Origin of the sequence: Actinokineospora sp. UTMC 2448 (genome assembly GCF_024760565.1) — a bacterium.
In the GTDB taxonomy this organism is placed as follows: domain Bacteria; phylum Actinomycetota; class Actinomycetes; order Mycobacteriales; family Pseudonocardiaceae; genus Actinokineospora; species Actinokineospora fastidiosa.
Genome location: NZ_CP031087.1, coordinates 5,781,359 through 5,807,813, shown reverse-complemented (window position 1 = coordinate 5,807,813; position 26,455 = coordinate 5,781,359). Strand labels below are relative to the sequence as shown.

The window sequence follows — 26,455 nt, the reverse complement described above, 5'->3', positions numbered from 1 at the left end:
AAGGAGCTAGTGCAGTGCTGAAGAAGGCTGGATTCGTCACATCGGCCGTGGCTGGCCTGATGATGATCGGCGGCATCGCGTCCGCCGGTGGCCACGACGACAACGGGGACGACGCCGAGCAGGTCGGTCTGATCAACGTCGACGACACCGAGGTCCTGGAGAACGTCAACGTCCCGATCTGCCTGACGAACAACAACATCGCGGTGGGCCTGGTCGCCGTGGCGGCGAACATCCTCAACCCGACTGAGTTCGACCGCTGTGTCGAGGGCACCATCTGGACCGGTGACGAGATCAGCGACTGATCTCATCCTCCGATCGGCGACCGAGCACCCCGTGGACCAGCAGGTCCGCGGGGTGCTCGGCGTGCTGGCGGAATTAACTCGGTGGCAGCGCCGTCCGCGGTGTGCCTAGGGTCGGAGTCGATCACCCGCCGAAAGGGGACGACGAGTGCGCGGTTTCGATCCGAGGACGAGTTTCGGGGAGAAGGACGCCGTCGGGTACGACGCGAGCAGCGTGCGCGGCGACGAGGCGGAAACGGTGCGGTTCCTCGCCGGAATGGCGGCTGGGCGCGACGCGCTCGAATTCGCCGTCGGCACCGGGCGGATCGCCCTGCCGCTGCGGGCCGCGGGCGTGCGGGTCGACGGCATCGAGCAGTCCTCGGCGATGGTCGCGCGGATGCGCGCGAAGCCGGGCGGCGACGCCGTCGAGGTCACCATGGGCGACATGTCCGAGGTCGGCACCAGCAAGCGGTACGGCCTGGTGTACCTCGTGTTCAACACGATCGGGAACCTGCTCACCCAGGACGGGCAGGTCCGCTGCTTCGCCAACGCCGCGCGCCACCTGGACCCGGACGGCGTGTTCGTCCTGGAGTGCCGGGTGCCGACCGCGCCTGCCCGGCGCGAGCGGCAGTTCATCGACGTGGAGGACTTCGACGTCGACCACATCCAGTTCGGCGTCTGCCGCTACGACCCGGTCTCGCAGATCCTCGATGTCAACCACGTCCATCTGGACACCGACGGGCCCCGATTCAGCCCGATCCGGCTGCGCCTGGCCCACCCGCCGGAGTTCGACCTGATGGCCCGGATCGCGGGCCTGCGGCTGCGCCACCGCTGGGGCGGGTGGAACCGCGAGCCGTTCACCGCCGACAGCTGGCGGCACGTCAGCGTCTACGAGCTCGACGCCTGACCGTCGTCCAGGTAGCCGGAGGACGCGTCGCCGGTGCGGCCGCTGGCGTCGGGGTCCTCCTCGATCCGCATCGCCTGGTCCTCCGGGCCCGCGGACTCCTCGCTGCCCGCGTCCTCGGCGATCTCGGTGGCCTCGGTGTCCGACGGCGCGCCGCCGCCGTCCGGGTCGGTGAACTGCGGGGACGGGCCGGTGCGGTCCTCACGCCTCGGGCTCGGGGCGGGGTCGAGGGACTCCTGCTGCTCGGAGCGGATGCGGTCGGTCATCGGACCTCCTCGTCGGGACGGGTGGTGGTGGTTACCCGGGAGCGAGGGGTTATGCGCGTGTCGCGCGCCAGCGGTCGATGACGGCGGGCAGCTCGCGCATCAGGTGGGCGTAGAAGTCGCGCATGTCGGCCAGCCGCCTGCCCGCCGGGCTGTCCGCGCCCGCGGTGCGGATGCCCGTCTCGGCGGCCTCCCACATCTGTTGGACCACCGTGTTCTGCGCGGACATGAGCCGCGCCCAGCCCTCGTCCGGGAACCGGAAGTGCTCGCGGCGGCTGCCGGGCCGGGGAACGCGTTCGATGAGGCCCACGGAGGCGAGCGCCTTGATCGCGGTCGACACCGAGCCGGGGCTGGCGCCGAGCGCGTCGGCGAGCTCGCCCGCGGTGGTCGTCTCGTTCTCGCTGAACAGCAGCATCGCCAGCGTGCGCGCGGTCATCCGCTGCAGCCCGCCGCGGGTCAGGGTGAGGGCCAGCCGCTCGGCGGCCTCGGTGTGCTCGCTCATCGTCCTCCTTGACGGAATCCTAACTCGTCCGAATCTTCGGAACTTTCAGAAGATTTCGTAGGGTGGGCGGCATGACGTCGGTGAAGAGGTGGGTGTTCGCCCGGCACTGCCATCCGCTGAGCGCGTGGTCCAGGTGGGCGACCACGCCGTTGACGCTGCTTCCGTTCTGGACCCGGCGGTGGCGCGACGCAGCGGTCGTGGGGGCCTGGTTCGCGCTGAACCCGGTCGTGTTCGGCAAGCCCCGCGACACCACGGCGTGGGCGTCGCGGGCGATGCTGGGCGAGGAGCACTGGATCGGCGAACGGCCCCGGGACGCGGCCATGGCGGTCAACGCGGCGGCGACCCTCGCGGGCGTGCTGGCCGCGGCGGGCGCGTGGCGCAGGCGTCCCGCGCTCGCGGCGGGGGCGATGGCCGTCCAGATGGGTTTGCTGATGGCGTACTGGGAGCTCATGGTCCGCCATCACGAGGCGGTGACCCGGTGAAGGCGCTGATCATGACCCTGGGCACGCGCGGCGACGTCCAGCCGTTCGTGGCGTTGGCGCGGGGGCTGGCCGAGGCGGGGCACGACGCGGTGGTCGCCGCGCCGCGCCGTTTCGCCGACCTCGTGGGCGGGGCGGGCGTGGCGTTCGCGGGCATCGACGACGGGCCGCTGCGGCTGCTGGACGCCGGCGTGCTCGGCGAGGTCGCCTCGGGCGGCCTCCGGGCGCGGATCGCCCTCGCCCGGCGGCTGCCCGCGCTGTTCGGCCAGGTGCTGGACGACTGCTGGACGGTCGCGTCGCAGGGCGCGGACGTGGTGGTGCACAACGGGCAGGTGATCGCGGGCCAGCACGTGGCCGAACGGCTGGGCAGGCCCGCCGTGCTGGGCCTGCCGATCCCGATGTTCGTGCCGACGCGGGAGTTCCCGTGGCCGGGGCAGGCGCTGCCCGCCTGGTTGCCGGGCTCGCTCAACCGGGCGTCGTACCTGGGGATGAAGGGCCCGGCGCTGGCCTTCGCCCGCACGGTGGACCGGTGGCGGGCAGCCATCGGCCTGTCCCGCCGCCCAGGCAGGCACGACCCGCTGCGCGCCCCGGACGGTGCGCCCACCCCGGTGCTGCACGCCGTCAGCCGCCACATCCTGCCCCGCCCCGCCGACTGGCCGCAGAGTGCGGAGGTCACGGGGTACTGGTTCCTGGATTCGCCGTCGGGGAGGGACGGGTCGGCGGCGGCGGGGGTGCCGCCGGAGGTGGGGCTGTCGTCCGGCGGTGGGTCGCAGGTCGGGGCGGGGTTGCCGCCCGAGGCGGGGCGGTCATCCGGGGGTGTGCCGCTGGCCGGGGCCGGGTTGCCGTCGGAGGTGGAGCGGTTGCCCGGGGCTGGGTCGCAGGTCGGGGCTGGGTTGCCGTCGGAGGTGGAGCGGTCGTCCGAGGGTGGGTGGCCGGTTGGGGCGGGGTTGTCGTCGGAGGCGGGGGAGTCGCCCGGGGCTGGGTCGCAGGGTGGAGGGGCGTCGCCGTCGGAGGCGGGGCGGTTGTCCGGGGCGCAGGTCGGGGCCGGGTCGTCGTCGGAGGTGGAGCGGTCGTCCGAGGGTGGTTCGCAGGTTGGGGCGGGGTTGTCGTCGGAGGTGGGGCAGGGGCCGGGCGGGGCGTTGCCGTTGGGGGGTGCGTTGCCGCCTGGGGTGGCGTCGTCGGGGAGGGGGTTGTCGGCGGAGTTGGCGGCGTTCCTGGACGCGGGGGCGCCGCCGGTGTTCGTCGGGTTCGGGAGCATGTCCGGGCCGGATCCGGCGGCCACCACGGCGACGGTGGTGCGGGCGGCTCGGGCCGTCGGTGTCCGGGTGGTGTTGGGCACGGGGTGGGGCGGGCTCGCCGCCGAGCAGGGGCCGGATGTGTTCGCGGTGGCCGAGGCGCCGTTCGACCGGTTGTTCCCCCGGGTCGCGGCGGTGGTGCACCACGGCGGGGCGGGCACGGTCGCCGCGGCGGCCGCGGCGGGGCGGCCGCAGGTGGTCTGCCCGTTCGTCGGCGACCAGCCGTTCTGGGGCAGGCGACTGCACCGGCTCGGCGTCGCGCCCGCCCCGATCGATCAGCGCGCGCTCGACGCCGACCGCCTCGCCGCCGCGATCGAGCACGCCCTGTCAGCGGAGGTCGCGGACCGAGCGGCCGAACTGGGCGCGCGGGTGCGCGCCGAGCGCGGCGTCGAGACGGCCGTGGCCCGGCTGGAGGCGATCGTCCGGCGCTGAGTGGGCGGCTGCGATGTGGCGGCGTGCGAGGTCGCCGGGGCCGCCTACGAGTAACCAGCGATTCCGCCCGCGGCCCCAAACGCCATCGCTGATCACGGACGACCTGTGGCCTCGTCTGGAGGCGATCGTCCGCGGCCGCGCGATGTGGGGCCGCTTGTGCCGCGTCCGGCGTTCGTCCGGAACCACCGGGTCAGGTCAGGTCGGCGAAGGTCTCCACCTGGTGGGTGCGGCCCGCGACGATCAGCACGTCGCCGTGTTCGACGACGGTCTCGGCGGTGGCGTAGGTGAAGTCCTGGCCGGGGCGCTTGACCGCGACGACCGTGACGCCGTGGTGGGTGCGCAGGCGGCTGTGGCCCAGGGGGACGCCGACCGCCTGGGCCGGGGCGAGGGTCTTGACCATGGCGTAGTCGTCCTCGAACTCGATGTAGTCCAGCATGCGGCCGGTCACCAGGTGGGCGACGCGCTCGCCCATGTCGTGCTCGGGCAGCACGACGTGGTGGGCGCCGACGCGTTCGAGGATGCGGCCGTGTTGGCGGCTGGTGGCCTTCGCCCAGATGTGCGGGATGGCGAAGTCGGCCAGCAGCGCCGTGGTCAGGATGCTGGCCTCCATGTCGCTGCCGATGGCCACGACCGCCCGCCGGAAGTCCGGGACGCCGAGTTGGCGCAGGGCGGTCTCGTCGGTGGTGTCGGCGACGGCGCTGTGGGTGAGGGCGTCGGCGTAGCGCTGGACGGTGTCCGGGCGGGTGTCGATGCCCAGCACCTCGGCGCCGTGCGCGGTCAGCTCGCGGGCCAGCGAGCCGCCGAAGCGGCCGAGGCCGACGACGACGACCCGGGCGGCGGATTTCTTCTCAGCCAACGATCGGTCGCTCCTCGGGTAGTTCGTAGCGGCGGGCGCGCTCGCGCAGGGCCAGCGCGGCCGCCAGGGTGATCGGGCCGACCCGGCCCAGGAACATCAGCCCGACCAGCAGCAGCTGGCCCGCGGGCGGGATGGACGCGGTGATGCCGGTCGACAGCCCCACCGTGGCGAACGCCGACACCGCCTCGAACAGCACGGCGTCGAGGGTGAAGTCGGTCATCAGCAGCAGGGTCAGGGTCGCGGCCGCCACAGCGCCCACGGCGAGCAGGGCGATCGTGACGGCCTGGCGCTGCACGTCCGCGGCGATCCTGCGGCCCGCCACGTGCACGCTGGGCTCGCCGCGGACCTCGGTGTAGATGACGAACGCGAGCAGCGCGAACGTCGTGACCTTGATCCCGCCCGCCGTGCCCGCGCTGCCGCCGCCGATGAACATCAGGAAGTCGGTGAGCAGCAGCGAGCCGGAGTTCAGCTGTCCGATGTCGACGGTGTTGAACCCCGCGGTGCGCGGGGTGACCCCCTGGAACGCGCCGACCAGCAGCTTGCCGCCGACGCCCAGCGGGCCGAGGGTGTCCGGGTTGGACCATTCGATGACGGTGATCCCGACGACGCCGACGACCACGAGCGCGGCGTAGGTCGTCAGCGTGATGCGGGCGTGCAGGGACCAGCGGCGCGTCCGGCCGCGCAGCCTGCGGCCGATCTCGAACAGCACCGGGAAGCCGAGGCCGCCGGTGATCAGCGCGAGCATGACCGGGACGTTGACCCACGGATCGGTGGCGAAGGGCGTGAGGCTGGTGGCGTAGAGCGCGAAGCCCGCGTTGTTGAACGCGGAGATGGCGTGGAAGACCCCCTCGTAGACCGCGCGGCCCCAGGGCATGTCGTAGCCGGTGGCGAAGCGGGTGGTGAGCACGACCGCGGTCAGCAGCTCGACGACGGCGCTGATCGCCAGTACCCGCCGCACGACCGCGCGGACCTCGCCCAGCCCGATCGTCTTGGTCTCCGCCTGCGCCGTCAACTGCAACCGCAACCCCATCCGCCGCGCGACGAGCAGGCCGAGCAGCGAGGCGAGCGTCATGATGCCGAGCCCGCCCGCCTGGATGAGGCCGAGCACGACCACCTCGCCGAAGGTGGACCAGTGGCTCTCCGTGTCGACCACGACCAGCCCGGTGACGCAGACGGCGGAGGTGGCGGTGAACAGCGCGGTGACCAGCCCGGCGGACTCCCCGGACTCGGTGGCGACGGGCAGCGCCAACAGCGCCGTCCCCACCACCACGGCCACCCCGAACCCGACCACCACCAGCCGCGCCGGATGCCCGATCCCCGCCCGCCTGTTCATCGCCGAGCTCCCGACTGCCCGTACCCCACCCGTCCCACCCGATCCGTCCCGCAGGCGGGACCATTGCACCAGCACCCCCACCCCACCGCAGCACGACGGGGGCGTCACAGGGTCACACGAGTCCACGGAGGACGTCTCCCTGATGAGGGTGTGATTGACACGTCCTTAACGCGTGGTGGGGCGGTGTGCCGTGGGGATTGTGGCTGCGCGCGCGGAGAAGGCCGGGACCGTGGCGGCGGATTCTTAACGCGGGACGGCGTCGTTGAAGGGGCGGCTGCGGAAGATCGCTGGCGACGTTCCGACGATGGCGGGACGCGCGGAGCGGTGGCTGGTGGGCCGCACGGCCTGTGGGGATTGCCGCGCTGTGCTTCGGCGGGTGGAGGTCGCGTGTGGCGCGGGGGCGCCGGAGTGCGGAGGTGTGGGGGCTGTGGTGGTGCACCGCCGGGCAGGGGTGGGCGCGGGGGCGGGGATCAAGGCGAGGATGGGCCCATTTGGGGGGACGAGCGGGGGCATTGCCCCGGGGGCGACGTCCGGAGTCGTGGCCGGGCAGGGGCCTGAGCCGGAGTTGGGGCGGGGACGGGCGTCCCGAGTCGGGGACCGAGGCCGGACTTGGGGAGGGATGGGGGTGGGCCCAGGCCGGGACCAGGGAGAGGGCCCGGGGCGACGGCCGGAGACGTGGCCGGGCAGGGACCCGAGCCAGAGTTGGGGTGGAAATGGGGCCCGAGTCGGGAGCCGGGGCGGAGTTCGGGGCCGGAGTTGGTGGGGATGGGGCGCGAGTCGGGAGCCGGAGCGAGAGCCCGGGTTAGGGCGGGGGCCGGGCAGGGCTGGGGCGGGAGCCGGAGTTGGGGCGGGAGTGGGCCCTGAGTCGGGGGCCGGAGCGAGAGCCGGTCCCGGCGCTGGAAGTTGGGTTGAGGATGGGGGCACGAGTCGGGAGCTGGCGACGGGGCGGGTTGGGGGTTCGGGTCGAGGGTCGGCGTCGGAGGTGGGGCCGGAGGCGGGCGGAGTTGGGTCCGGGTCGGGGCGGAGGTGTGGGGACGAACGGTGGTGGTCGGGGCGTCTGGGCTCCAGCGGTGGCTGGTGTTCTGGTGGGTGCGGCGTGGGGCAGGGCGGTGGGCGGGGTGTGGTCGGGCGGCTGGTCTGTGGGTGGGTGGTCGGTCAGGGGGCTGGTCTGTGGGTGGGTGGTTGGTCGGGCGGCTGGTCCGCGGGTGGGTGGTTGGTCAGGGGGCTGGTCTGCAGGTGGGTGGTTGGTCGGCTGGTCAGCGGTGGGGTGGGTGGTTAGCGGGGTTCTGTGTCGCTGGTGAGGGTGGTGGTCGGGGTGTGCCAGAGGGTTCGGGTTTCGTTGTCGGTGGTGAGTAGGTACAGGTGGTCGCCTGCTCGGGCCAGGGCTGTGGGGGTGCCCGGTAGGCCCGTTTCGTGGGTGGTCCAGGTTCCGGCGCGCCATGACAGCAGGCGGATGCCGGTCTCGTGGGGGACGGCTACGAGTAGGCGGTCGTCGAGCCACATGGGGGCGGGGAGGGGGGTTTGGTCGGTGGTGGGAGTGGCGGGCATGTCCGGGAGGCGGGTCCATGTGGTCCCGTTGCGGAGCCAGACCGCGGCGGTGTGGTCTGTGCGGCCGGTGGTGGTGCAGGTGGGGTGGCAGGTGACGGCGTCGGCTATGGCGGTGGCGCCGGAGTCGGGGAGTGGGGTTTTCGTCCAGCCGGTCGCGCCTGCCTCGGAGTGCCAGATCACGGGGGTCTGGGCGCCGGAGGCGGTGTCGACCTGCCAGCCGGAGACGATGACGGACCGGTCGGTGGCCGACACGCCGGTGGGGAAGACGATCTCCGCGGCGGTGCTCTCGAGGGCCGTGCCCGCCGACGGGAGGCGGGTGGCCGTGTGTGCCTCGTCGATCGTCCACGCCGCGACGTCCATGGCCGTGCGGGCGTTCTCCCAGGTGCCTATGACGACCGGGCCGCCGTCGGGCAGGGCGCCGCCGATCAGGTCGCCCGCGCCGTAGCTGCCGAAGGCGCCCGCCGCCTGCTTGCGTTCGGCCACCCCGGCGGCCGTCCCGGTCCACACGCTCCAGCGCACGTTGCCGTGCGCGCCGCCGCGTTTGCCGCCTATGGCGAGGATGCGGCCGTCATCGGCTGTCAGGGAGGTCCATTCCGCCAACCCGCCGTACGGGGTCGCCGGGGTCAACGGGACCTCGACAGGCCGCCGGTCCGCGCCCAACCGCAGCAGACCCGGGACCACCGGGCGGTCGGCCCACTGCCCGCCCACCAGCAGGGAGTCGCCGTCGGCGGCCAGGACGACCGGGGTCAGCCCCGGCGGCAGGTCGACCCGGCTGAACGGGGACGTGAGCGGGGTCCCGCACCCGCCGACGACCACCGCGGCGACCACCAGCGCACGCGCCATCCGCATGACGGCCAGTATCCACCGAACCCAGCCCCCCGGTGATCCGCCGGACGGACGCACGTCCACACAGGACGAAGGCGCCCTGCTCCCGGCAGTACCGGGACCAGGGCGCCTCCGCTCAACTCAGCCCGCCGTCTGCACCAGCTTCTTCCCCGACGCGGACCGCGCGTCGAAGGGGGCCAGTGCCTCGCGGAGGCCAGGCGGGACCCGGGCGGGGACCGTGGCGTTGTTGGGGCCGCGCATGCAGGCGATGCGCTGCGTGCCCCTGGCCACCAGGGTCTCCGCCCCGTCCCGGAGGTGGACGTAGTCGAAGGTGAACTGGATCTGCGTCTGGGTCAGCTCGTCCAGCCGCATCCGCACCGACAGCTCGTCGAACGCGGTGATCTCGGCGAAGAACTCGCAGTCGGCCTTCAGCGTGAACAGCTTCAGGTCGTCGTGCATGATCTCCGCCAGCACCTCCGGCGCCATCTCCCGGAGGAACTTCTCCCGGCAGTGGCCCTGCCACCGCAGGTAGTTCACGTAGTACACGTTGCCGACGAAGTTGGTCTCCTCGAAGCCCACCTTGTGGCGCAGCTCGTAGTAGTGGCTCATGCCGAACCTCCCGCGAGCACCGCGAAGACCACCGGCTCCGCCCGGTCGTTGAGCGTGGTCACCCAGGTGGCCACCTTCGCCGAACCGGCCGACAGCACCACCCAGCCGCCGGGGTGGACCTCGCCCACCGTCGGCTCGCCGGTCACGCCCGCCTTGGCCAGGCACTCCAGCGCGCTGGCCACCCGGGCCGCCGCGGTGACCGGGTCCTCGCCGGTGCGGGCGGCCACCAGGTCGCGCAGGGCGCCCGGCGCCTCGACCGGCTCGACCGTCGCGACCGCGCAGGCCAGCGCGCCCGACCCGGCCACGACCAGGCTGACCCCGGCGCCGTGCGCGGAGTCCACCGTCACGCCGTCGACCGGCAGGCTGACCGGAGCGCCCAGGGCGCGCCCGGCGGCCAGCTCGGCCTGCGCCCGCGGGTCGGCCTGCCCGTCCGCCGGGTCCGGCTCGACGACGACCGCGCGCTCGCCGCCGATGACCCGCTCCAGCGCGCGCTCCAGGTAGCCGCTGAGCATGGCGGGCACCCACGGGCCGGTGGCCTCCTTCTTGCGCACCGCCCGCAGAGTCAGGCCCTGCCAGCGCTCGACGAGCGCGCCGTCCGGGGCGAGGACGTCGACGTCGTAGGTGTAGCTGTCGCCGTCCTGGGACCGCTCGCGCGCGTCCATCAGCACGAACTCGGTGTCCTGGCGCTCGGCGAGCCACAGCTTCTCCACGCCCTGCGGCAGCAGGGTCGCGTCCGGCACGCAGCACTGGATCGCGTGCATCACCGCGTCCCGGGTGCCCGGGTCGGCCAGCACCTGCTCCTGCGGCAGGTACGGGGCGAACCACGGCGCGGGCGTGGTGGTGGACAGCTCCGCCACCGCGTGCCGGGCGCTCGCCCTGCGGTAGCCGAGCAGGCGCTGGAACCGCTTGCCCTGGAACAGGACGCCGCCGTACAGCTCGGTGATCGGGTCGCCGGGCACCGGCGCGAGCCGGACGGCCTCTCGGGACGGCCCGTCGCCAGGCAGCTCGGGCCGGGGCAGCCGCAGCGTGGCCCGGAAGTGGTCCGCGCTGAAGCCGGTGTCCTCTGCGCGGATGGCCACCGAGACCGTCTCCTCGTCGCGGACCAGCGCGGCCAGCCGCACGGCCGTCGAGCCGCCGGGGCGCACCACGATCGGCCGCAGGAACTCCATGTCCTCCAGCAGCGGCACGCCGGTCCGGCCGATCGCGGCCGTGGCGACCTGGGTCATCGCCTCCATGCCGACCACGGCGGGGAACAGCAGGTCGCCGTCCAGCTGGTGGTCGGACAGGTAGGGGTCGCTGCCGGTGGACAGCTCGACCTCGGTGATCAGCTCGACGTTCGGGTAGTGCACCAGCACCCGGTCGACGAACCGGGTCAGCGGCAGCTCATCGCCAGCGTCCAGCGGCAGCGTCGGCAGGCCGCCCATCCGGCCGCCCACGGTCAGCACCGGCCCGGCCGACGGGTCGGCCAGCACCTGGCGCAGCACGCCGAGGCCGTTCTCCAGCGAGATCGGGGTGATGCCGTCGCGCACCAGCGTCTGGACCACGCCCAGCTTCTCGCCCATGCCCGCGCCCGACCAGACCGACCACTCCAGGGCCAGCGCCCGCGCGTCCGGGTGGGCGCGCTGGAAGTCGACGGTCAGCTCGGTCATCCAGTCGTTGGCCGTGGAGTAGTGCGCCTCGCCCTTCAGCCCGGCCCTGCCGATGATGCTGCCGAAGGTGACCAGCAGCTTGACCTTGTCCTGGTCCACCGCGTCGAGCACCGTGCGCAGACCGGCGACCTTGGGGGCGAGGGTCTTGTGGAACTCCTCCTCGGTCAGGTTGGACAGCGCGCCGGGCACGTTGCGGCCCGCGCCGTGCATGACGGCGGTGACCGGGCCGAGGTTGGCCTCGAACGCGGCGACGGCGGCGGCGACCTGCTCGGGGTCGGTGACGTCGGCGCGCTCGTACTGGTAGGTCACGCCCGCCGCCGCCATGCGGGCCAGGTTCTCCACCAGCTCCTCGTCGCCGTCGGCCTGGTCGCGGCCGACGAGGGCGAGCTTGGCGCCGGAGTCCTTGGCCATGGCGAGCGCGCACTCGGCGGTGATGCCCTTGCCGCCGCCGGTGACCAGCAGGACGTCCGAGGCGTCCAGCGGGGTCGCCGTGCTCGCCACCGCGGGCTGCTGCAGCACGCTCAGCACCGGGGCCGTGCGCACGCCGTCGGCGTCGTAGCGGACCTCGCTGAACGTGGTGGTGGCGGCGGCCTCGGTGATCACCCTGCGGACGGCGTCGTCCACCCCGTCCGCGGTCGACGGCGCGAGGTCGGGCAGGCCGACCAGCGTGGTCGCCACGTCCGACGCCTCCAGGAACGCGGTCCTGGCCAGGCCGGACGCGCCGTACTTGTTCTGCACCACGACGAACCGGCTGCCGGGCGGCGCGGCCACGGCGGCCTTGCCCGCGGCCAGGAACAGCCCGACGTGGTCCTCGCCGTTGTCCGGCAGGCACAGCAGCACGCCGTCGCCGATGCCCGCCTCGGCGAGCGCGACCTGCAGCCGCTCGGCCAGCGGGTGACCGGCGGGGGCGAACACCTGCCAGGTGCCGACCGGGCCGGTGCCGACGGTGACGACCGGCGCGGGGGCGGGCCGGTATTCGACCGCGAACGGCCGCACCCACGGCGCCACGCCCGGCACCTCGACGCTCGCGCCGCGGTTGCCGTCGCCGTCCCCGGCGCTGGCGGCCAGCTCGTCGATCATCTCCGCCAGCTCGCCGAGCGACACCGTGGCGAAGCTGGTGGACAGCTCCAGCGTCGGCATGCCGAGCGTGCGGGTGACGTCGTTGACGATCTGGCCGACCGTGATCGAACTCAGGTGCAGGTCATCGAGCGGGTGCGTGGCCGCGGTGACGGTGTCCAGCGGCAGTTCGACGCGCTCGGCGGCGAGCTGGCGCAACAGGTCCAGGGTGGACGGACCGTCCTCGCCCTCGGCCCGCGCCGCCGCCTCGGGGGCGGCCGCGGCGACCTCGTCGCCGGGCTGGGGCAGCCCTACGGACAGGTCGGGGGCGGCCTCGCACGGGCTGGCCAGGAAGCTCAGCTCGGCGTCCAGCGGCAGCGGGCGCAGCACCCGGTCGGCGAACAGCGCGTCGGTGTCCACGGTGGACCCCAGCGCGAACGCGGCGCCGACGACGGACAGCAGCGCGGTCAGCGACTGGCTGTCGGTGTCGATGGCCAGCACCGGCGTCTGCGGCGCGATGTCGCGCAGCAGCCCGGAGAGCACGCGGCCGGGGCCGACCTCGACGGCGAGGTCCGCGCCCTCGACGGCCTTGGCCGCCGCCTCGTGGAAGCGGACCGGGAACACGATCTGGTCGCGCAGCAGCGCGGGCAGGTCGGTGTCGGCGTCCAGCCAGTCGCCGGTCACCGAGGACACGAACCGGCGGGCGGGCCTGCCGAAGGAGAACTCGGCCAGCCGCTCGGTCATCGCCTCGGCCGCGGGGGCGACCAGCGGCGAGTGGAACGCGTGCGAGACGTTGAGCCGCGTGGCGGTCACGCCCTCGGCCCTGGCCCGCTCGCACACCCGGTCCACCGCGGCCGCGTCACCGGCGATGACGGTCTGGGTGGGGCCGTTGTAGCCCGCGATCACCACCGGCTCGTCGCCGCACAGCCGCGTCACGCGGTCCGGCGTGGCCGCCAGACCCGCCATCGCGCCGCCGCCCTGGCTGGCCTTGGCCATGACCTGGCCGCGCGCCTTGGCCAGGCGCAGCACGTCCTTGGCGCCCATGGCGCCCGCCCAGGCCAGCGCGGTCAGCTCGCCGAGGCTGTGCCCGACGGCGACGTCGGCCTCGACGCCCAGGGTGTGCAGCACCCGCAGGGCCGCGACGGACCCGGCCACGATGCGCGGCTGGGCCACCTCGGTGGCCGTCTGGTCGCCGCCGGTGGGCAGCTCGGCCTCGGTGAACACGGCGTCCGCGGCGGCGAACCGGCGGCGGATCGCGCCGACCGCGCCGCGGCCGGAGCCCTGGCCCGGGAACAGGTAGGCGATGCGCGGCGTGGTCGCGCCGCGGTTGAGGTAGACCCCGTCCGCGCCGAACACGCTCTGCTCGCCCGCGTCGATCGCCGCGAGCAGCCGCTCGAGCTTGCGCACCGCGTCGTCGGGGCTGTTGGTCACGACCGACGCGCGCACGCGCCCGCCCGACAGCTCCTTGGCCAGCGTGCCCGCGAGGTCGGCGAGCTCGGCGAAGGACAGTTTGGGCACCAGCTCCAGCAGCCCGGTGATCCGCTCGCGCAGCGCGGCGTCGTCGGCGCCGTCGAGCAGCAGCAGCTCGGCGTCCTGCCTGCCGCCGACCAGCGTGGTGGCGCGCTTGGGCAGCTCGACCCTGCGGGTGGCGCCGGGCGCCTGCTCCAGGGCGATGTGGGTGTTGATGCCGCCGAAGCCCATCGCGGACACGCCCGCGCGGACCGGGACGTCGGCGGGCCACAGGCCCGGCTCGCTCGGCACGTACAGCGCAGGGGAGTCGCCGGTCAGCTTCGGGTGCGCCTCGTAGTGGCCGGTGGCGGGCGGGATCACCTGGTGGTGCACCGCCAGCGCGGCCTTGATCAGGCCGCCGACGCCCGCGGCCGCCTTGGTGTGGCCGAAGTTGCCCTTGATCGAGCTGATGGCGGCGGGGCGCACGTCCGGGTCGACCGCGCGCCGGGCCTGGCCGATGGCCTCCAGCTCGGTGGCGTCGCCCAGCGCGGTGCCGGTGCCGTGGCCCTCGAAGTAGGACACCGTCTCCACGCCGTAGCCCGCGCGGTTGTAGGCGCGGCTGATCGCCAGCTGGTGGCCAGCGGCCTCGGGGCGGGTGATGCCGCCCTTGCCGTCGGAGGAGATGCCCCAGCCGGTGATCGATGCGTAGATCCGCAGGCCGCGCGCGATCGCGTCCTCCTCGCGCATCAGCACGACGACGCCGCAGCCCTCGCCGGGCCAGAAGCCGTTGGAGTCGCGGTCGTAGACCTTCATCTCGCCGCTGGCCAGCGCGCCGGTCTTGGCGAAGCCGATCACCTCGAACGGGTCGATCGAGAGGTCGACGCCGCCTGCGATGCAGACGTCGAGGTCGCCGTCGGCCAGCGCCTTGGCCGCCGTGGCGATGGAGAGCAGCGAGGACGAGCAGGCGCCGTCGACGGTGTAGCCGCCGCCGCCGAGGTCGAAGTAGTTGCAGATGCGGCCCGCGATGGTGTTGGCCAGCCCGCCCGCGAGGGTGTCCTCGTCGATCGGCGGGAACGGCGCCTTGTAGACCGGTTCGAGTTCGCGGAGGAAGGCGCTGGTCTCCTCGTCGTCCCATCCCTTGGCGCCCAGCGCCGCGGCCAGCGTGCGCCGGACGTAGGGCCAGCGCAGCCGCATGAGGTTGGCTCGGGAGAACTCACCGGTGAGGCTGTTGCCCACGACCACGCCGGTGGCCTCGCGGGGCAGGCCCTCCGCGTTGGGGAAGCCCGCGTCGGCCAGGGCCGTCGCGGCCGTGTCCAGGGCCAGCCAGTGCGTCAGGTCGGTCGACCGGTAGGTGCTGCCCGCGACCTTGTACGCGAGCCGGTCGAACTCGAAGTCGCGGAGCACGGCGGCCTTGCTCGCGTAGAAGCGGTCGGGCGCGTCCGGGTCCGGTGAGTAGTAGTCAGCCTGGTTCATCCGCTGGTCGGGCAGCCTGCGGAAAGCGCGGCGGCCGGCCAGGATGTTCTCCCAGAGATCCTCTGTGCTGGCGGCGTCGGGATAACGAAGTCCGATGCCGACGATCGCGATCCGCACGGTGTTCAATCTATACCGCCTATTCTCGGTGCCGCCCGACCGGAATCGGCGTTGCCTATACGCCTGCCGCATTACGCGGCGAACCAGCCGAGTCCGGCGCAGTCCTCGACACACGCTTTCAGCTACTCGGTCAAGGGTGCACCAGGGCAGGGCAAATGACGTCTCCTCATGTGCTGTGCACCGGCAGTTCTCCCGTATTGCCGCAATAGTGCCTTGCCAGGCCGCCGCACTGCCGGAGATGCGGCGCCATGGGCGCGGGCCGACTCTGGCAATGCGTCCATCGCTGGAGGAATCGATGCCATCGTTTCTCGGCTCGCTGCGCCAGTACGTGCTGGCGCCCAAGCTGTCGGCCGTCACATTCGCGGAGCGGGGTTTCCCCGGCGCGGCCTCACCCGCCGCCGAGCACCTGGAGGCCATCCCGCAGTCGGTCGTGTGCGGGTTCGAATGGGGCATCGCCGCCCGCGACCTGTGGGAGGTGCGGCGGCGGCTGGAGCTCGTCGTGCCGGAGCAGCGCGGGTTCGCCTACGAGGGCGCCGCGATGGCCTTCGCCGTCCGCGACGCCATGGCGGGCGGCAGCGGCAAGCTGACCCGCGAGCTGCTGCTCGGGCCGGGCGCGCCGCACGTGTTCCTCACCTACATCGGCATCGGGTTCGCCATGGCGCGGCTGCCCCGCCCGCTCTGGCGCAGCATCGTCCCCGACCTCGGCGGGTCGCCGTACTACCCGACGATGACCTGGCTCGCGGTCGACGGCTACGGCTTCGACCTGGCCTATTTCCACACCCGCCGCTACGTCGACGAGCAGCGGGTGCCCGCGCCCTACCCGTGGGAGGGCGCGCCCGAGTACTTCCCCCGCGCGGTCGACCAGGGCATCGGCCGGGCGCTGTGGTTCATCCACGGCGCCGACCCCGAGGCCGTGGTCGCCGCGGTCGGCCGGTTCCCCGCTGAGCGCAGGCCGGACCTGTGGGCGGGCGTGGGGCTGGCCGCGACGTTCGCGGGCGGCTGCCCGGCCGACGGCCTGGCGCGGGTGCGCGAGGCCGCGGGCGAGCACCGCGACCAACTGGGCGTCGGCGTGGTCTTCGCGGTCAAGGCGCGCACGTTCGCCGGGCACGTCCCCGACCACTCCGCGCTCGGCGCGCAAATGCTCGCCGGGCTGTCGGTCGCCGATGCGGTGGCCATCTCCGATAGCACGGAGGCGAGTTCTGACGACGCGGGCGAGGACTCGGTCCCGCTGTACGAGAAGTGGCGCAGTCGAATTCGTGCGCATTTCACGGATAACGCGTCACAGTCGCCAGGCACGCGGGAAGACGCGGCCTGACCGACCGCGTGTGACGATTGTTCATGAATGAGGGAAGCCATTTTGTGGTCGACGATTAGGGGGCTGACTTGAGCAGTTCATGGCGCGCGCTGCGTCGTCGCGTTCTGACACCGGGCGTCGCCGAGACGAGCGTCGAGAAGCGCGGCTTCCACCAGAAGTCGCCCGCCGCCACCGAACGCCTGGAAACCGTCGGGAAGACCTTTCTCGACGGTTACGCCCACGCGGTGGAGGCGCGCACGGCCGCCGACGCCGAGCAGGCGATCGAGCGGCTGCCCGACTGGCTGCGCGGGTTCGCCTACGAGGGCGCGGGCATGGGCCTTGCGATCCTCGACGGCCTCCCGTTCGGCCGCTCGGACAACGTCGCCAGGCTGCTGGCGCGCCCCGTGGGCGCGGCCTACCAGACCCTGATCTACGTCGGGATCGGCTGGGCCATGGCCCGGCTGCCCCGGTTCCGCTGGCCCAAGGCCCGGACGCTCGACCCGGTGCTGGCGCCGCTCGTGCTCGACGGGTACGGCTTCCACCAGGCCTACTTCCACACCGCCCGCTACGTCGACGGCCAGTACCGCGACCCGGCCTTCCCCTGGCCGGGCGGCGCGCACGGCTCCTACGCCAACCGGGCCATCGACCAGGGCATCGGCCGCGCGCTGTGGTTCGTCTGCGGCACCGACCCGGAGCGGGTCGCCGACCGGATCGAGGCGTTCCCCGCCGAGCGCCGAGGCGACCTCTACGCCGGAACCGGCCTCGCCGCGACCTACGCGGGCGGCGTCACCGAGGACGAGCTGCGCACGCTCGCCCGCCGCGCTGGCGCGCACCGGGCCGACGTGGCGCAGGGGAGCGCCTTCGCCGCCTTCGCCAGGGTCAGCGCGGGCATCGTGCCCGCACACTCCGCCATGGCCACCCAGGTCTTCTGCGGCACGACGCCGGAGGAGGCGGCGCGGCTCACCACCGAACTGCGCCCGGTCCGCCAGGACGAGCACGAACTGCCCGCCTACGAGGTGTGGCGGCAGCGACTCGCCAACGAGTTCATTTCCCTTGGAGGTGTCAACACATGACCGCGATACTAGGCATGCTGCGCAGGCAGCTGACCGGTGTCATCGCGCTCGTGGTCGTCGTCGGCTTCTTTTTCGCGGTCGCCCTGCCGCAAAGCTCGGCCGAGGAGAGGAACCACCTGGCGAGCCGGTACGCGTTCGCTGGCCACAGCATCGCGCTGCCCGCGTCCGACAAGCAGCAGTCCATCCGCGAGGTCAACCAGGCCTACAAGCACATCGACGCCTGGATCTCCTCGGTCGGCGCGGCCGTGGCGATGAACGACCTCGACGGCGACAGCCTGCCCAACGACCTGTGCCTGGTGGACCCGCGCACCGACCAGGTGATCGTCACGCCGACGCCGGGCGCGGGCGGGGAGCGCTACGCCCCGTTCGAGCTGGACCCGTCCCCGCTGCCCGTCACCGACGTGATGGCGCCGATGGGCTGCGTCCCCGCCGACCTCAACGAGGACGGCAGGCTCGACCTGCTGGTCTACATGTGGGGCCGCACGCCGATCCTGTACCTGACCAGGGCCGACCACCACGGCATGACGGCCGAGACCTACGAGCCCGTCGAGGTGCTGCCCGGCGTGACCACCGGCGGCGTCTACACCGGTCCGCAGTGGAACACCAACGCGGCCACCATCGGCGACTTCGACGGTGACGGCCACGACGACATCTTCATCGGCAACTACTTCCCCGACAGCCCCGTCCTGGACGCCAGCAAGGACGGCGGGGTCGAGATGAACCACTCGATGTCGCACGCGCAGAACGGCGGCGAGAAGGTCATCCTGTGCTGGAAGGGCGCCACGGCGGGCAACGACCCGACGGCGACCTTCATGCGCGCCCCGGCCGACGCGCTGCCCGAGGAGGCCAGGAACGGCTGGACGCTGGGCGTCAGCGCCAACGACCTCGACGGCGACCTGCTGCCGGAGATCTACATCGCCAACGACTTCGGCCCCGACCGCCTGCTGCACAACCGGTCGACGCCGGGCAACCCGAAGTTCGCCGCGGTCGAGACCAGCCGCACGCCGGGCACCCCGAAGTCCAAGCGGATCGGCGACGACTCGTTCAAGGGCATGGGCGTCGACTTCGGCGACTTCGACCACGACGGGCTCTACGACGCCTTCGTCTCCAACCTGACCGTGTCGTGGGGCATCGTGGAGAGCAACTTCCACTACATGAACACCGCGGCCGACGTGGCCGACCTGCGCGCGCAGTTCCTCGACGGCGAGGCGCCGTTCGCCGACGTCAGCGGCGAGCAGGGCACCGCGTGGTCGGGCTGGGCGTGGGACGTCAAGATCGCCGACTTCGCCAACTCGGGCGAGCTGCAGATCGCCCAGGCCAACGGCTTCGTCCGCGGCGACACCAACCGCTGGCCGCAGCTGCAGGAGCTGGCCATGGCCCACGACTCGCTGGTCTCCAGCCCGGCGACGTGGCCCAACGCCAACGAGGGCGACGACCTCGCGGGCGGCGACACGATGAAGTTCTTCGTCAAGGGCGAGGACGGCCGCTACGTCGACCTGGCCCCCGAGCTGGGCCTGGCCGTGCCGGTCCCGACCCGGGGCATCGCCACCGGCGACGCCGACGGCGACGGCCTGCTCGACTTCGCGGTGGCCCGCCAGTTCGCCGAGCCGGTGTTCTACCACAACCAGGCGCCCGCGCCCGGCGGCTACCTCAACCTGTCGCTGACGCACGAGCAGGAGTCCACCGTGGGCACCGCGCCCGTGACAGGCTCCCCGGTCATCGGCGCGCAGGTGGTCGTGACCACCGCGGACGGCAAGAAGTACATCCAGCGCGTCGACGGCAGCAGCGGCCACGCGGGCAGGCGCAGCAGCGAGGTCCACATCGGACTCGGTGACGCGCAGGGCCCGGTGACCGTGCAGCTGAGGTGGCGGGACCGCCAGGGGCAGGTGCACGAGCAGGAGCTCCAGCTCAGCCAGGGCAAGCACGCCCTTGAGCTCGGCGACAGCGTCGAGGAGAGGTGAGCAGGGAAATGGTCGTCCAGGAAGTGAAGCCCGGCGGCAAGCCGCCTGCTGGCGGTCCGCCGAAGAACCCCAAGGTCATCAAGGCCCTGCGCCGGTTCGCCATCTCGATCACGATCTTCAACATCGCAGGCTTCGTCGTGCTCGGCTTCGAGCAGCCGTGGATCTGGCCGTTCGTGGCCGTGGCCACCGGCTACACCGTGGAGCTGGTGTTCGAGAAGATCGGCGCCCGGGTCGAGGGCCGCGCGCCCCGCTACGCGGGCAACGGCCTGCGCGGCCTGGTCGAGTTCCTGTTCCCGGCGCACATCACCAGCCTCGCGCTGAACATGCTGATCTACGTCAACGACCGCATCTGGGTCATGATGTTCGCGGTCACCCTCGCGGTGGCCACGAAGTGGATCCTGCGCGCCCCGGTGCGCGGCAACCTGCGGCACTACATGAACCCCTCGAACTTCGGCATCCTCATGGTGCTGATCCTGTTCCCGTGGGGCAGCATCGCGCCGCCGTACCACTTCACCGAGAACGTCAACGACGTCGTCGGCTGGATCATCGTCGGCGCGATCCTGGTCACCGGCACGATGCTCAACGCCAAGCTGACCGGCCGCATGTGGCTGATCCTCGGCTGGCTGAGCTTCTTCGCGCTGCAGGCGGTCCTCCGCGGCCTGCTGTTCGGCACCTCGATCCCCGGCGCGCTGTCGGTGATGACCGGTGTGGCGTTCGTGCTCTACACCAACTACATGGTGACCGACCCCGGCACGACGCCGTCCAAGCCGGGGGCGCAGTTCGCCTTCGGCGCAGGCGTGGCGACGTTCTACGGGTTGTTCATGGTGGCCAACATCGCCTACGGCCTGTTCTTCGCCACGGCGATCGTCTGCCTGATCCGCGGGATGTTCCTGTGGGGTCTGCACTTCGTCAACAAGGCCCGCGTGCAGTTCGAGGCCGAGCAGCGCGCCAAGGCCGAGGCGGCGAAGCAGGCCCCGCCGATCGCGGTCGTCCCCGACGAGGGCGGGCCCGCTGCCCGTCCGGCGGCGGCATGACCGCCTCGCACGGTCGAGTGCCCCCAGGGCCGCCCCGCCGGGCGGCCCTGGGGGTCCTGCGGAAGCTGCGCGCCGACCGCCTCGGCCTGATGAGCGAGGCGGTCGGCACGTACGGCGACGCGGTGCGGGTGGCGATCGGCCCGAAGAAGCTCTACATCTTCAACCACCCCGACCACGCCAAGCACGTGCTCGCGGACAACGCCGCCAACTACCACAAGGGCATCGGCTACACCGAGGCCAAGCGCGCGCTCGGCGACGGTCTGCTGACCAGCGAGGGCGCGCTGTGGAAGGAGCAGCGGCGCACCATCCAGCCGGTGTTCCAGCACAAGCGGATCGCCGCGCGCGCCGACGTGATCGTGGAGGAGGCGCTGGACCTGGTCCGGCGGCTGCGCGCGCACGCGGGCGCGGATCGGCCCGCGGACGTGCTGTCCGAGGTCACCGCGCTCACCCTCGGCGTGCTCGGGCGGACCCTGCTGGAGGCCGACCTCGGCGCGTTCGACTCCGTCGGGCACTCCTTCGACGCGGTGCAGGACCAGGCCATGTTCGAGATGGAGACCCTGGGCCTGGTGCCGCAGTGGCTGCCGCTGCGCGGCCAGCGCGAGTTCCGCGCCGCCCGCGCCGACCTGCAGCGGATGGTGGGGACCCTGGTCGCCCAGCGCACGGCGAACCCCATCGAGTCCGGCGACGACGTGCTCACCCGGCTCATCGCCTCCACCGCCAAGGAGGCCGACCGGCGCGTCGGCGACCGGCGCATGCGCGACGAGCTCGTCACGCTGCTGCTGGCCGGGCACGAGACGACGGCGAGCACCGTCGGCTGGACGCTGCACCTGGTCAGCCAGCACCCCGAGGTGCGGCAGCGGCTGCACGACGAGGCCGTGGCCGTCTACGGCGACCGCCGCCCGGAGTACGCCGACCTGGCCAGACTGCGCTACACGCACATGGTGCTGGAGGAGGCCATGCGCCTGTTCCCGCCGGTGTGGATCCTGCCCCGGCGGGCGCTGGAGGACGACGAGGTCGGCGGCTACCACGTGCCCGCGGGCGCGGAGGTGCTGATCTGCCCGTACACCCTGCACCGGCACCCGGCCTACTGGCCGGAGCCGACCCGGTTCGACCCCGAGCGGTTCGACCCGGACAAGCCGTCGGGCAGGCCGCGCTACGCGCACATCCCGTTCGGCGCGGGCCCGCGGTTCTGCGTCGGCAACCACCTCGGGCTGATGGAGGCCACCTTCATCATCTCCACGCTGATGCGCGAGCTGCGGCTGGACGAAGTGCCCGGCTTCCGGGTCACCCCGGAGCCGATGATGTCGCTGCGCCTCGGCGGCGGGCTGAAGCTGTTCGTGCGCGACTGGACGCGCGCCGCCCGCCGGTCCGCGGCCTGACCCGCTCACCACCACGGAAAGCCGGAGAACACCATGAGCAGCAACCTCGCGGAAGACCTGTACGGCCACCCCGAGCGGCACCCGAGGACGGTCGAGTTCGCCAAGCTGCGCGCCGCCATCGCCGACCCGGGGGTCCGCGAACTCTTCCCGTTCCGGTTCCTGGCGGCGAACGAGACCTTCGCCCGCCTCGTCGACGCGACCGCGTACCGCATCCTGGACTCGATCGGCGCGCTGCCGCCCGCGACGGGCATCACGGTCCCGATGGCCAAGAAGACCCTGTCGATGCCGTGGAAGCGCACGATCCCGCTGAAGTTCCTCTACGAGAAGCTGTACGACAGCGGCATCCTGGCCCGCAACGACGGCCGCTACTTCCCGGGTCTGGCCCCGGTGGAGGACTTCGACACCGTCGCCGCCGAGCTGGCCGAGCGGGAGCCGGGCGCGGCGGTGGCCGCGGAGATCCTGCGGACGCTGGTCGACGAGGCGGGCACGTTCTTCAGCGGCCGCGCCACGGGCGACGAGATCCTGTTCTCCCCGCAGAAGCTGCCGCTCTGGCTGAAGTACTTCTCCAACGACAACCCGCTCTACGCGATCAACAACACCGTCGGCGCCGAGGCGCTGTCGCGGCTCGTGCCCGCCGACGGCCCGTTCGAGATCCTGGAGATCGGCGGCGGCTGCGGCAGCGCGGCGGACCAGGCGCTGCGCAGGCTCGGGTCGAGCGTGACGCGCTACCGGTTCACCGAGGTGGCCGAGACCTTCGCCCGCCACGGCGAGCGCGCGGCGCGGGCGGCGGCGTCGCCGTCGACGGTCGTGGAGTCGGCGCGGCTGGACATGACGACCTCGTGGGAGGCGCAGGGCGTCGAGCCGGGCACCTTCGACGCGGTGTACTCGGTGAACTGCTTCCACGTGGCGCCGGACCTCGACTTCGTCATCGCCGAGGCGGCGAAGGCGCTCAAGCCGGGCGGGGCGGTCGTGGTGTCGGAGTGCGTGCGGCCGACGAAGCTGGCCCGGCCCATCCACGCCGAGATCATCTTCGACTTCCTGGACAGCTTCACCGACGTCATGACCGACCCGGTGAAGCGCCCGACGCACGGCTTCCTCACCCCCGCTGCGTGGCGGGCCACCTTCGAGGCCGCCGGGCTGGGCGACGTCACGGTCCTGCCCGACGTCGACGCGATCGCCGAGAAGTACCCGGACTTCGTGGTCGGCGCGGTCATCGCCCGCGCCGAGGGATAGGAGCCGTCGGATGGTAGCCAGGTTGGTCCGCATGGCGGTCCGCCGGTCGCTGCGCGACACCCGGCACGTCCGGGTCGTCCCGCGCCGCCGCGCGGAGGGTCTGGTCGCGGACGTGTACCGCCAGGTGGAGCGCGAGTTCGGCATGCTGGCCCCGCCGGTCGCGCTGCACTCGGCCGCCCCGGACGTCCTCGCCGCGTCCTGGGCGATCCTGCGCGAGACCCTGATCGCCGACGGCGCCGCCGACCGCGCCGCCAAGGAGGCCGTGGCGACGGGCGTCTCGGAGGCGAACAGCTGCCCGTACTGCGCCGACGTCCACGGCATGACGCTGGCCGCGCTGCCGGTGGAGGGCGACCGCTCGGCGCTGACGGAGTGGGCCCGCGCCACCGCGACCGCGCCAGGAGCGGGCGCCCCGCCGTCGGACCCGGCGTGGTCGCCGGAGCTGATCGGGGTGGCGGTGGCGTTCCACTACTACAACCGCATGGTCAACGTGTTCCTGCGGGACTCCCCGTTCCCGGCGCACGTCCCGGAGTCGGCGAAGCCCCGGGCCCGCCAGGTCCTCGGCGGGGTGCTGCGCGCGTCCGCGGCCGACGCCGCCCGACCGGGTGATTCCGTCGAGTTGTTGCCTTCTGCGCCCTTGCCGGACGACCTGGGGTGGGCTGGGGGGAACCCCGTGGTGGCCGACGCTTTCGCTCGCGCGTACGCGGCGGTGGAGGCGGCGGGGGTGCGGTCGGTGGCCCCGGAGGTGCGGGCGCTGGTGCTGGGTCGACTGTCGTCATGGGACGGACAGGCGCCGGGGCTCAGCCGGTCGTGGGTGACCTCGGCGGTGGCGTCACTGCGTCCCGAGAACCAGGCGGCGGGGAAGCTGGCGTTGTTGACGGCTATGGCGTCGTATCAGGTGGATGAGGAGCTGGTGGAGGCTTATCGGGCTTCTCAGCCGGGTGATGGGGCGCTGATCGAGCTGACGGCCTGGGCGAGTATGGCTGCGGCTCGGCGGATCAGCTCGTGGATGTCGGGTGCTCGTCCGGCGGCCGCTTGAGTGGTCGTGGGGCGTTGAAAGGGGCCGTCCCTCCTGTCCCGGGGGCGGCCCCTTTCTGCGGGGTCGGCTCGGCGTTTCGGGGTGTGCGTTCCCGGGGGATCGGCTCGCCGGTTCCCGGCGTTGCTCGTGGTTTAAGAGCGTCCTCGCCGGACGGGCTGGTCTCCGGGATGGGGTCGGGCTTGCCTGCCACCCCGTCGACCTCCCGGTGGGTTACCACAGCCAGGGTGGGGGCGCGGAGCTTTGGGTGTTCGCTTGTCAGAGCCCTGGGGGCTCTGACGTTGCAAGCTGCGGTTTCGTCGAGGGCCGCGCCCCCACCCTGGCTGTGGTAAGGCTTCGCCAGGTCGACGGGATGGCAGGCAAGCCCTGCTTTGGGGGGTAGGCGGCGGAGAGTGCCAGCTGGTTTACCAAGCGGCTGCCGACTACTGTTCGCCCTCGCCCTCGCCCTCGCCCTCGCCCTCGCCCTCGCCCTCGCCCTCGCCCTCGCCCTCGCCCTCGCCCTCGCCCTCGCCCTCGCCCTCGCCCTCGCCCTCGCCCCCGCTCGGCGCCCCCGCCCCCGCTCGCCGCCTCCGCTCGGCGCCCCCGCCTCCGCTCGGCGCCTCCGCTCGGCGCCCTCGCCCGGCACCCGGGCTCGCGCCTTCGGCCGCTGCCTCCTGCCCTCGGCCTCTGCCCCTTGCGCTCTCGGCCCTCTGCCTTCGGCCCTGCCTCCTGCCTGGCCTTGCGCTCTCTCGGCCCCCTGTCTTCGGCCTGGCCCCTGTCTTCGGCCTGGCCCCTGTCTTCGGCCTGGCCCTCTGCCTGGCCTTGGGCCCTCGGCCTCCGGCCCCGGCCTGCCTCCGTGCTCTGCGCCCTCGATCTCTGCTCCTGCCTCTGTCTTCTGCCCTCGTGCTCCGGCCTTGTGCCCCCGTCCCTCGCCCTCTGCTCCTGCCCCGGTCTCCCTGCTCCGGGTCCCCGGCTCCGGCCCCGCCTCCGGGCCGTGCGCTCGGCCCTTGCCTTCGGCCTCCGGGCCTTGCGCCCTCGGTCCCTGCCTCCTCCCCCACAAAGCGAAACCCGCCCGGGGCATCGTGGGATGGTCCGGGCGGGTTCGGCTGGAGCGGTCAGGCGGCCTGGCTGGCCTTGCTCTCGACGGCGGTCAGGCGGACCGGGAGGCCGCGGTGGCCGTTCATGATGAACGTGGGCAGGGGCTGCAGCTCCTCCACCGGCACCGCCAGGGTCAGGTCGGGGTAGCGCTCGAAGAGGGCCGAGAGGCCCACCTTCGCGACCATCCTGGCGATGCCCGCGCCGAGGCAGTAGTGGGGGCCGTAGCCGAAGGAGAGGTGTTCCTTGTCGGTTCGGGTGAGGTCGAAGGTGCAGCGGGTGTCGCCGTGGAGGGCGGGGTCGCGGCCGATGGCGGCGTAGTTGACCAGGATCGGGTCGCCCTTGGGGATGACCACGTCGCCGAGGTCGATGTCCTCCACCGCGTACCTCAGGGGGAGGTTGGCGATCGGGGACTCCAGGCGCAGGACCTCGTCGATCACGTCGTCCCAGCTGGCCTGGCCCGTCTTGACCAGCTCCAGCTGCTCGGGGTTGCTGAGCAGGGCCGTGATCGCCTTGTCGAAGAAGTTGATCGTGGTCTCCGAACCGGCGCCGAGGATGGCGAAGATGGTGTCGGCCAGTTCCTGCTCCGACAGCCGGGAGCCGTCCTCGTCGCGGGCGGCGATCAGGTCGCTGGTGATGTCGGCGCCGGGCTCGGCGCGCTTGAGGGCGACCAGGTCGGCGATGGCGGTCCGCCAGCCCAGCAGGACCTCCTGGGCCTGCTCGGGGCTGATGGTGGTGTCCAGCATGACGTCGAGGACCTTCGCGGTCGCGACGCGGGCCTCCTCCGACATGCCGATCAGGTCGGCCACCAGCATGCCGGGCAGCGGGTAGGCGAAGCGCTCCTTGAGGTCCACCACCTCGCCAGCCGGGACGGCGGAGAGCGCGTCCAGCAGCATGTTCGTCAGCCCGACGACGTGCGGGCGGATCTCCTCGGTCCGCCGCGCGGTGAACGCCTTGCCGATCAGCCTGCGCAGCCGATGGTGGTCGCGGCCGAAGGTGGTGGACACGTTGTCCATCGCCACCCAGCTGATCAGCTCCCAGTCCGGCCGGATCTCGCCGTTGATGAAGGCGGGCCAGTGGTTGCGGGCGCTCTTGGTGACGTTCGGGTTGGTCAGCAGCTGCTTGATGACGGCGTGGCTGTTGACCGACCAGACGAGGACGCCGCCGGGCAGCTCCACCTGCACGGCGGAACCCTTCGCGCGCAACTCGTCGGCCTGGGCGTGGATGTCCTGGCCGGTCGGGTCCAGGGCGGGGCAGCGCTTCTCCATCAGAGGTCTCCCACTGTTTCCTGCTTGTCGTTTTGCGA

The 26,455-nt window shown here is 72.9% G+C and carries 19 protein-coding genes; 11 read left to right on the top strand and 8 right to left on the bottom strand.

Features of this window, described 5'->3' with window-relative positions:
• Positions 1-14 precede the first annotated feature (14 nt).
• On the top strand, positions 15-302 hold the full coding sequence (locus Actkin_RS26455; protein WP_189214033.1) for a hypothetical protein: 288 nt from the start codon (positions 15-17) through the stop codon (positions 300-302).
• A gap of 145 nt (positions 303-447) precedes the next feature.
• Positions 448-1,185 carry a class I SAM-dependent DNA methyltransferase gene (locus Actkin_RS26450; protein WP_258904650.1) on the top strand — a complete coding sequence of 246 codons (738 nt, stop codon included), beginning with the start codon at positions 448-450 and terminating at the stop codon, positions 1,183-1,185.
• Here Actkin_RS26450 and Actkin_RS26445 read toward each other — a convergent pair.
• Together Actkin_RS26445 and Actkin_RS26440 are read right to left on the bottom strand one after the other, a co-directional pair.
• Positions 1,167-1,448: a hypothetical protein gene (locus Actkin_RS26445; protein WP_258904649.1), complete on the bottom strand. Its 282-nt coding sequence runs from the start codon at positions 1,446-1,448 to the stop codon at positions 1,167-1,169. The genes Actkin_RS26450 and Actkin_RS26445 overlap by 19 nt on opposite strands.
• A 49-nt stretch (positions 1,449-1,497) precedes the next feature.
• Complete coding sequence (locus Actkin_RS26440; protein ID WP_258904648.1) at positions 1,498-1,947, bottom strand: GbsR/MarR family transcriptional regulator; 450 nt, start codon at positions 1,945-1,947, stop codon at positions 1,498-1,500.
• 71 nt (positions 1,948-2,018) lie between these two features.
• On the opposite strand from Actkin_RS26440, the gene Actkin_RS26435 reads away from it, so the two are divergent.
• Both Actkin_RS26435 and Actkin_RS26430 read left to right on the top strand, forming a co-directional pair.
• Positions 2,019-2,429 carry a DUF6653 family protein gene (locus Actkin_RS26435; RefSeq protein ID WP_229787732.1) on the top strand — a complete coding sequence of 137 codons (411 nt, stop codon included), beginning with the start codon at positions 2,019-2,021 and terminating at the stop codon, positions 2,427-2,429.
• Positions 2,426-4,153 carry a glycosyltransferase gene (locus Actkin_RS26430; RefSeq protein WP_258904647.1) on the top strand — a complete coding sequence of 576 codons (1,728 nt, stop codon included), beginning with the start codon at positions 2,426-2,428 and terminating at the stop codon, positions 4,151-4,153. The genes Actkin_RS26435 and Actkin_RS26430 overlap by 4 nt, the downstream gene beginning before the upstream one ends.
• 190 nt (positions 4,154-4,343) lie before the next feature.
• Here the strand turns inward: Actkin_RS26430 and Actkin_RS26425 are convergent, their stop codons facing one another.
• The 5 genes from Actkin_RS26425 to Actkin_RS26405 all read right to left on the bottom strand — a co-directional run bounded on the left by Actkin_RS26425 (position 4,344) and on the right by Actkin_RS26405 (position 15,077).
• The gene (locus tag Actkin_RS26425) at positions 4,344-5,009 is read right to left on the bottom strand and encodes a potassium channel family protein (RefSeq protein ID WP_258904646.1); all 666 of its coding nucleotides are present in this window, start codon (positions 5,007-5,009) and stop codon (positions 4,344-4,346) included.
• Complete coding sequence (locus tag Actkin_RS26420; RefSeq protein ID WP_258904645.1) at positions 5,002-6,342, bottom strand: TrkH family potassium uptake protein; 1,341 nt, start codon at positions 6,340-6,342, stop codon at positions 5,002-5,004. Before Actkin_RS26420 ends, Actkin_RS26425 begins: the two co-directional genes overlap by 8 nt.
• A 1,275-nt stretch (positions 6,343-7,617) precedes the next feature.
• Positions 7,618-8,739: a hypothetical protein gene (locus Actkin_RS26415; protein ID WP_258904644.1), complete on the bottom strand. Its 1,122-nt coding sequence runs from the start codon at positions 8,737-8,739 to the stop codon at positions 7,618-7,620.
• A 117-nt stretch (positions 8,740-8,856) separates the two neighbouring features.
• Complete coding sequence (locus tag Actkin_RS26410; protein ID WP_189214040.1) at positions 8,857-9,324, bottom strand: acyl-CoA thioesterase; 468 nt, start codon at positions 9,322-9,324, stop codon at positions 8,857-8,859.
• Positions 9,321-15,077 carry a type I polyketide synthase gene (locus Actkin_RS26405; protein WP_258904643.1) on the bottom strand — a complete coding sequence of 1,919 codons (5,757 nt, stop codon included), beginning with the start codon at positions 15,075-15,077 and terminating at the stop codon, positions 9,321-9,323. Before Actkin_RS26405 ends, Actkin_RS26410 begins: the two co-directional genes overlap by 4 nt.
• 286 nt (positions 15,078-15,363) lie before the next feature.
• Here Actkin_RS26405 and Actkin_RS26400 point away from each other — a divergent pair, with 286 nt between their 5' ends.
• The 7 genes from Actkin_RS26400 to Actkin_RS26370 all read left to right on the top strand — a co-directional run bounded on the left by Actkin_RS26400 (position 15,364) and on the right by Actkin_RS26370 (position 24,078).
• Positions 15,364-16,383: a DUF1702 family protein gene (locus Actkin_RS26400; RefSeq protein WP_189214042.1), complete on the top strand. Its 1,020-nt coding sequence runs from the start codon at positions 15,364-15,366 to the stop codon at positions 16,381-16,383.
• A 68-nt stretch (positions 16,384-16,451) separates the two neighbouring features.
• Positions 16,452-17,435 carry a DUF1702 family protein gene (locus Actkin_RS26395; RefSeq protein WP_258904642.1) on the top strand — a complete coding sequence of 328 codons (984 nt, stop codon included), beginning with the start codon at positions 16,452-16,454 and terminating at the stop codon, positions 17,433-17,435.
• Entirely contained in the window at positions 17,432-19,396 is a 1,965-nt protein-coding gene (locus Actkin_RS26390) for a CRTAC1 family protein (protein WP_258904641.1), read from the top strand. Before Actkin_RS26395 ends, Actkin_RS26390 begins: the two co-directional genes overlap by 4 nt.
• An 8-nt stretch (positions 19,397-19,404) precedes the next feature.
• Positions 19,405-20,430, top strand: coding sequence for an enediyne biosynthesis protein (locus tag Actkin_RS26385; RefSeq protein ID WP_229787747.1), 1,026 nt, complete (start codon positions 19,405-19,407; stop codon positions 20,428-20,430).
• Entirely contained in the window at positions 20,427-21,809 is a 1,383-nt protein-coding gene (locus Actkin_RS26380; RefSeq protein WP_189214045.1) for a cytochrome P450, read from the top strand. Before Actkin_RS26385 ends, Actkin_RS26380 begins: the two co-directional genes overlap by 4 nt.
• A 33-nt stretch (positions 21,810-21,842) precedes the next feature.
• Positions 21,843-23,042 (top strand): class I SAM-dependent methyltransferase, encoded by a 1,200-nt coding sequence (locus Actkin_RS26375; RefSeq protein ID WP_258904640.1) that lies wholly within the window; start codon positions 21,843-21,845, stop codon positions 23,040-23,042.
• A 10-nt stretch (positions 23,043-23,052) separates the two neighbouring features.
• On the top strand, positions 23,053-24,078 hold the full coding sequence (locus tag Actkin_RS26370; protein WP_258904639.1) for an alkylhydroperoxidase AhpD-related protein: 1,026 nt from the start codon (positions 23,053-23,055) through the stop codon (positions 24,076-24,078).
• Between the two features lie 1,091 nt (positions 24,079-25,169).
• Here Actkin_RS26370 and Actkin_RS26365 read toward each other — a convergent pair.
• Positions 25,170-26,417, bottom strand: a complete 1,248-nt coding sequence (locus Actkin_RS26365) for a cytochrome P450 family protein (RefSeq protein WP_189214049.1) — start codon at positions 26,415-26,417, stop codon at positions 25,170-25,172.
• Positions 26,418-26,455 lie beyond the last annotated feature (38 nt).

Excerpts from the sequence above, each read along its gene's own strand:
- Actkin_RS26445 (WP_258904649.1), bottom strand. The coding sequence starts at position 1,448 with ATGACCGACCGCATCCGCTCCGAGCAGCAGGAGTCCCTCGACCCCGCC.
- Actkin_RS26440 (WP_258904648.1), bottom strand. The coding sequence starts at position 1,947 with ATGAGCGAGCACACCGAGGCCGCCGAGCGGCTGGCCCTCACCCTGACC.
- Actkin_RS26435 (WP_229787732.1), top strand. The coding sequence starts at position 2,019 with ATGACGTCGGTGAAGAGGTGGGTGTTCGCCCGGCACTGCCATCCGCTG.
- Actkin_RS26420 (WP_258904645.1), bottom strand. The coding sequence starts at position 6,342 with ATGAACAGGCGGGCGGGGATCGGGCATCCGGCGCGGCTGGTGGTGGTC.
- Actkin_RS26415 (WP_258904644.1), bottom strand. The coding sequence starts at position 8,739 with ATGCGGATGGCGCGTGCGCTGGTGGTCGCCGCGGTGGTCGTCGGCGGG.
- Actkin_RS26410 (WP_189214040.1), bottom strand. The coding sequence starts at position 9,324 with ATGAGCCACTACTACGAGCTGCGCCACAAGGTGGGCTTCGAGGAGACC.
- Actkin_RS26400 (WP_189214042.1), top strand. The coding sequence starts at position 15,364 with ATGCCATCGTTTCTCGGCTCGCTGCGCCAGTACGTGCTGGCGCCCAAG.
- Actkin_RS26390 (WP_258904641.1), top strand. The coding sequence starts at position 17,432 with ATGACCGCGATACTAGGCATGCTGCGCAGGCAGCTGACCGGTGTCATC.
- Actkin_RS26385 (WP_229787747.1), top strand. The coding sequence starts at position 19,405 with ATGGTCGTCCAGGAAGTGAAGCCCGGCGGCAAGCCGCCTGCTGGCGGT.
- Actkin_RS26380 (WP_189214045.1), top strand. The coding sequence starts at position 20,427 with ATGACCGCCTCGCACGGTCGAGTGCCCCCAGGGCCGCCCCGCCGGGCG.
- Actkin_RS26375 (WP_258904640.1), top strand. The coding sequence starts at position 21,843 with ATGAGCAGCAACCTCGCGGAAGACCTGTACGGCCACCCCGAGCGGCAC.
- Actkin_RS26370 (WP_258904639.1), top strand. The coding sequence starts at position 23,053 with ATGGTAGCCAGGTTGGTCCGCATGGCGGTCCGCCGGTCGCTGCGCGAC.
- Actkin_RS26365 (WP_189214049.1), bottom strand. The coding sequence starts at position 26,417 with ATGGAGAAGCGCTGCCCCGCCCTGGACCCGACCGGCCAGGACATCCAC.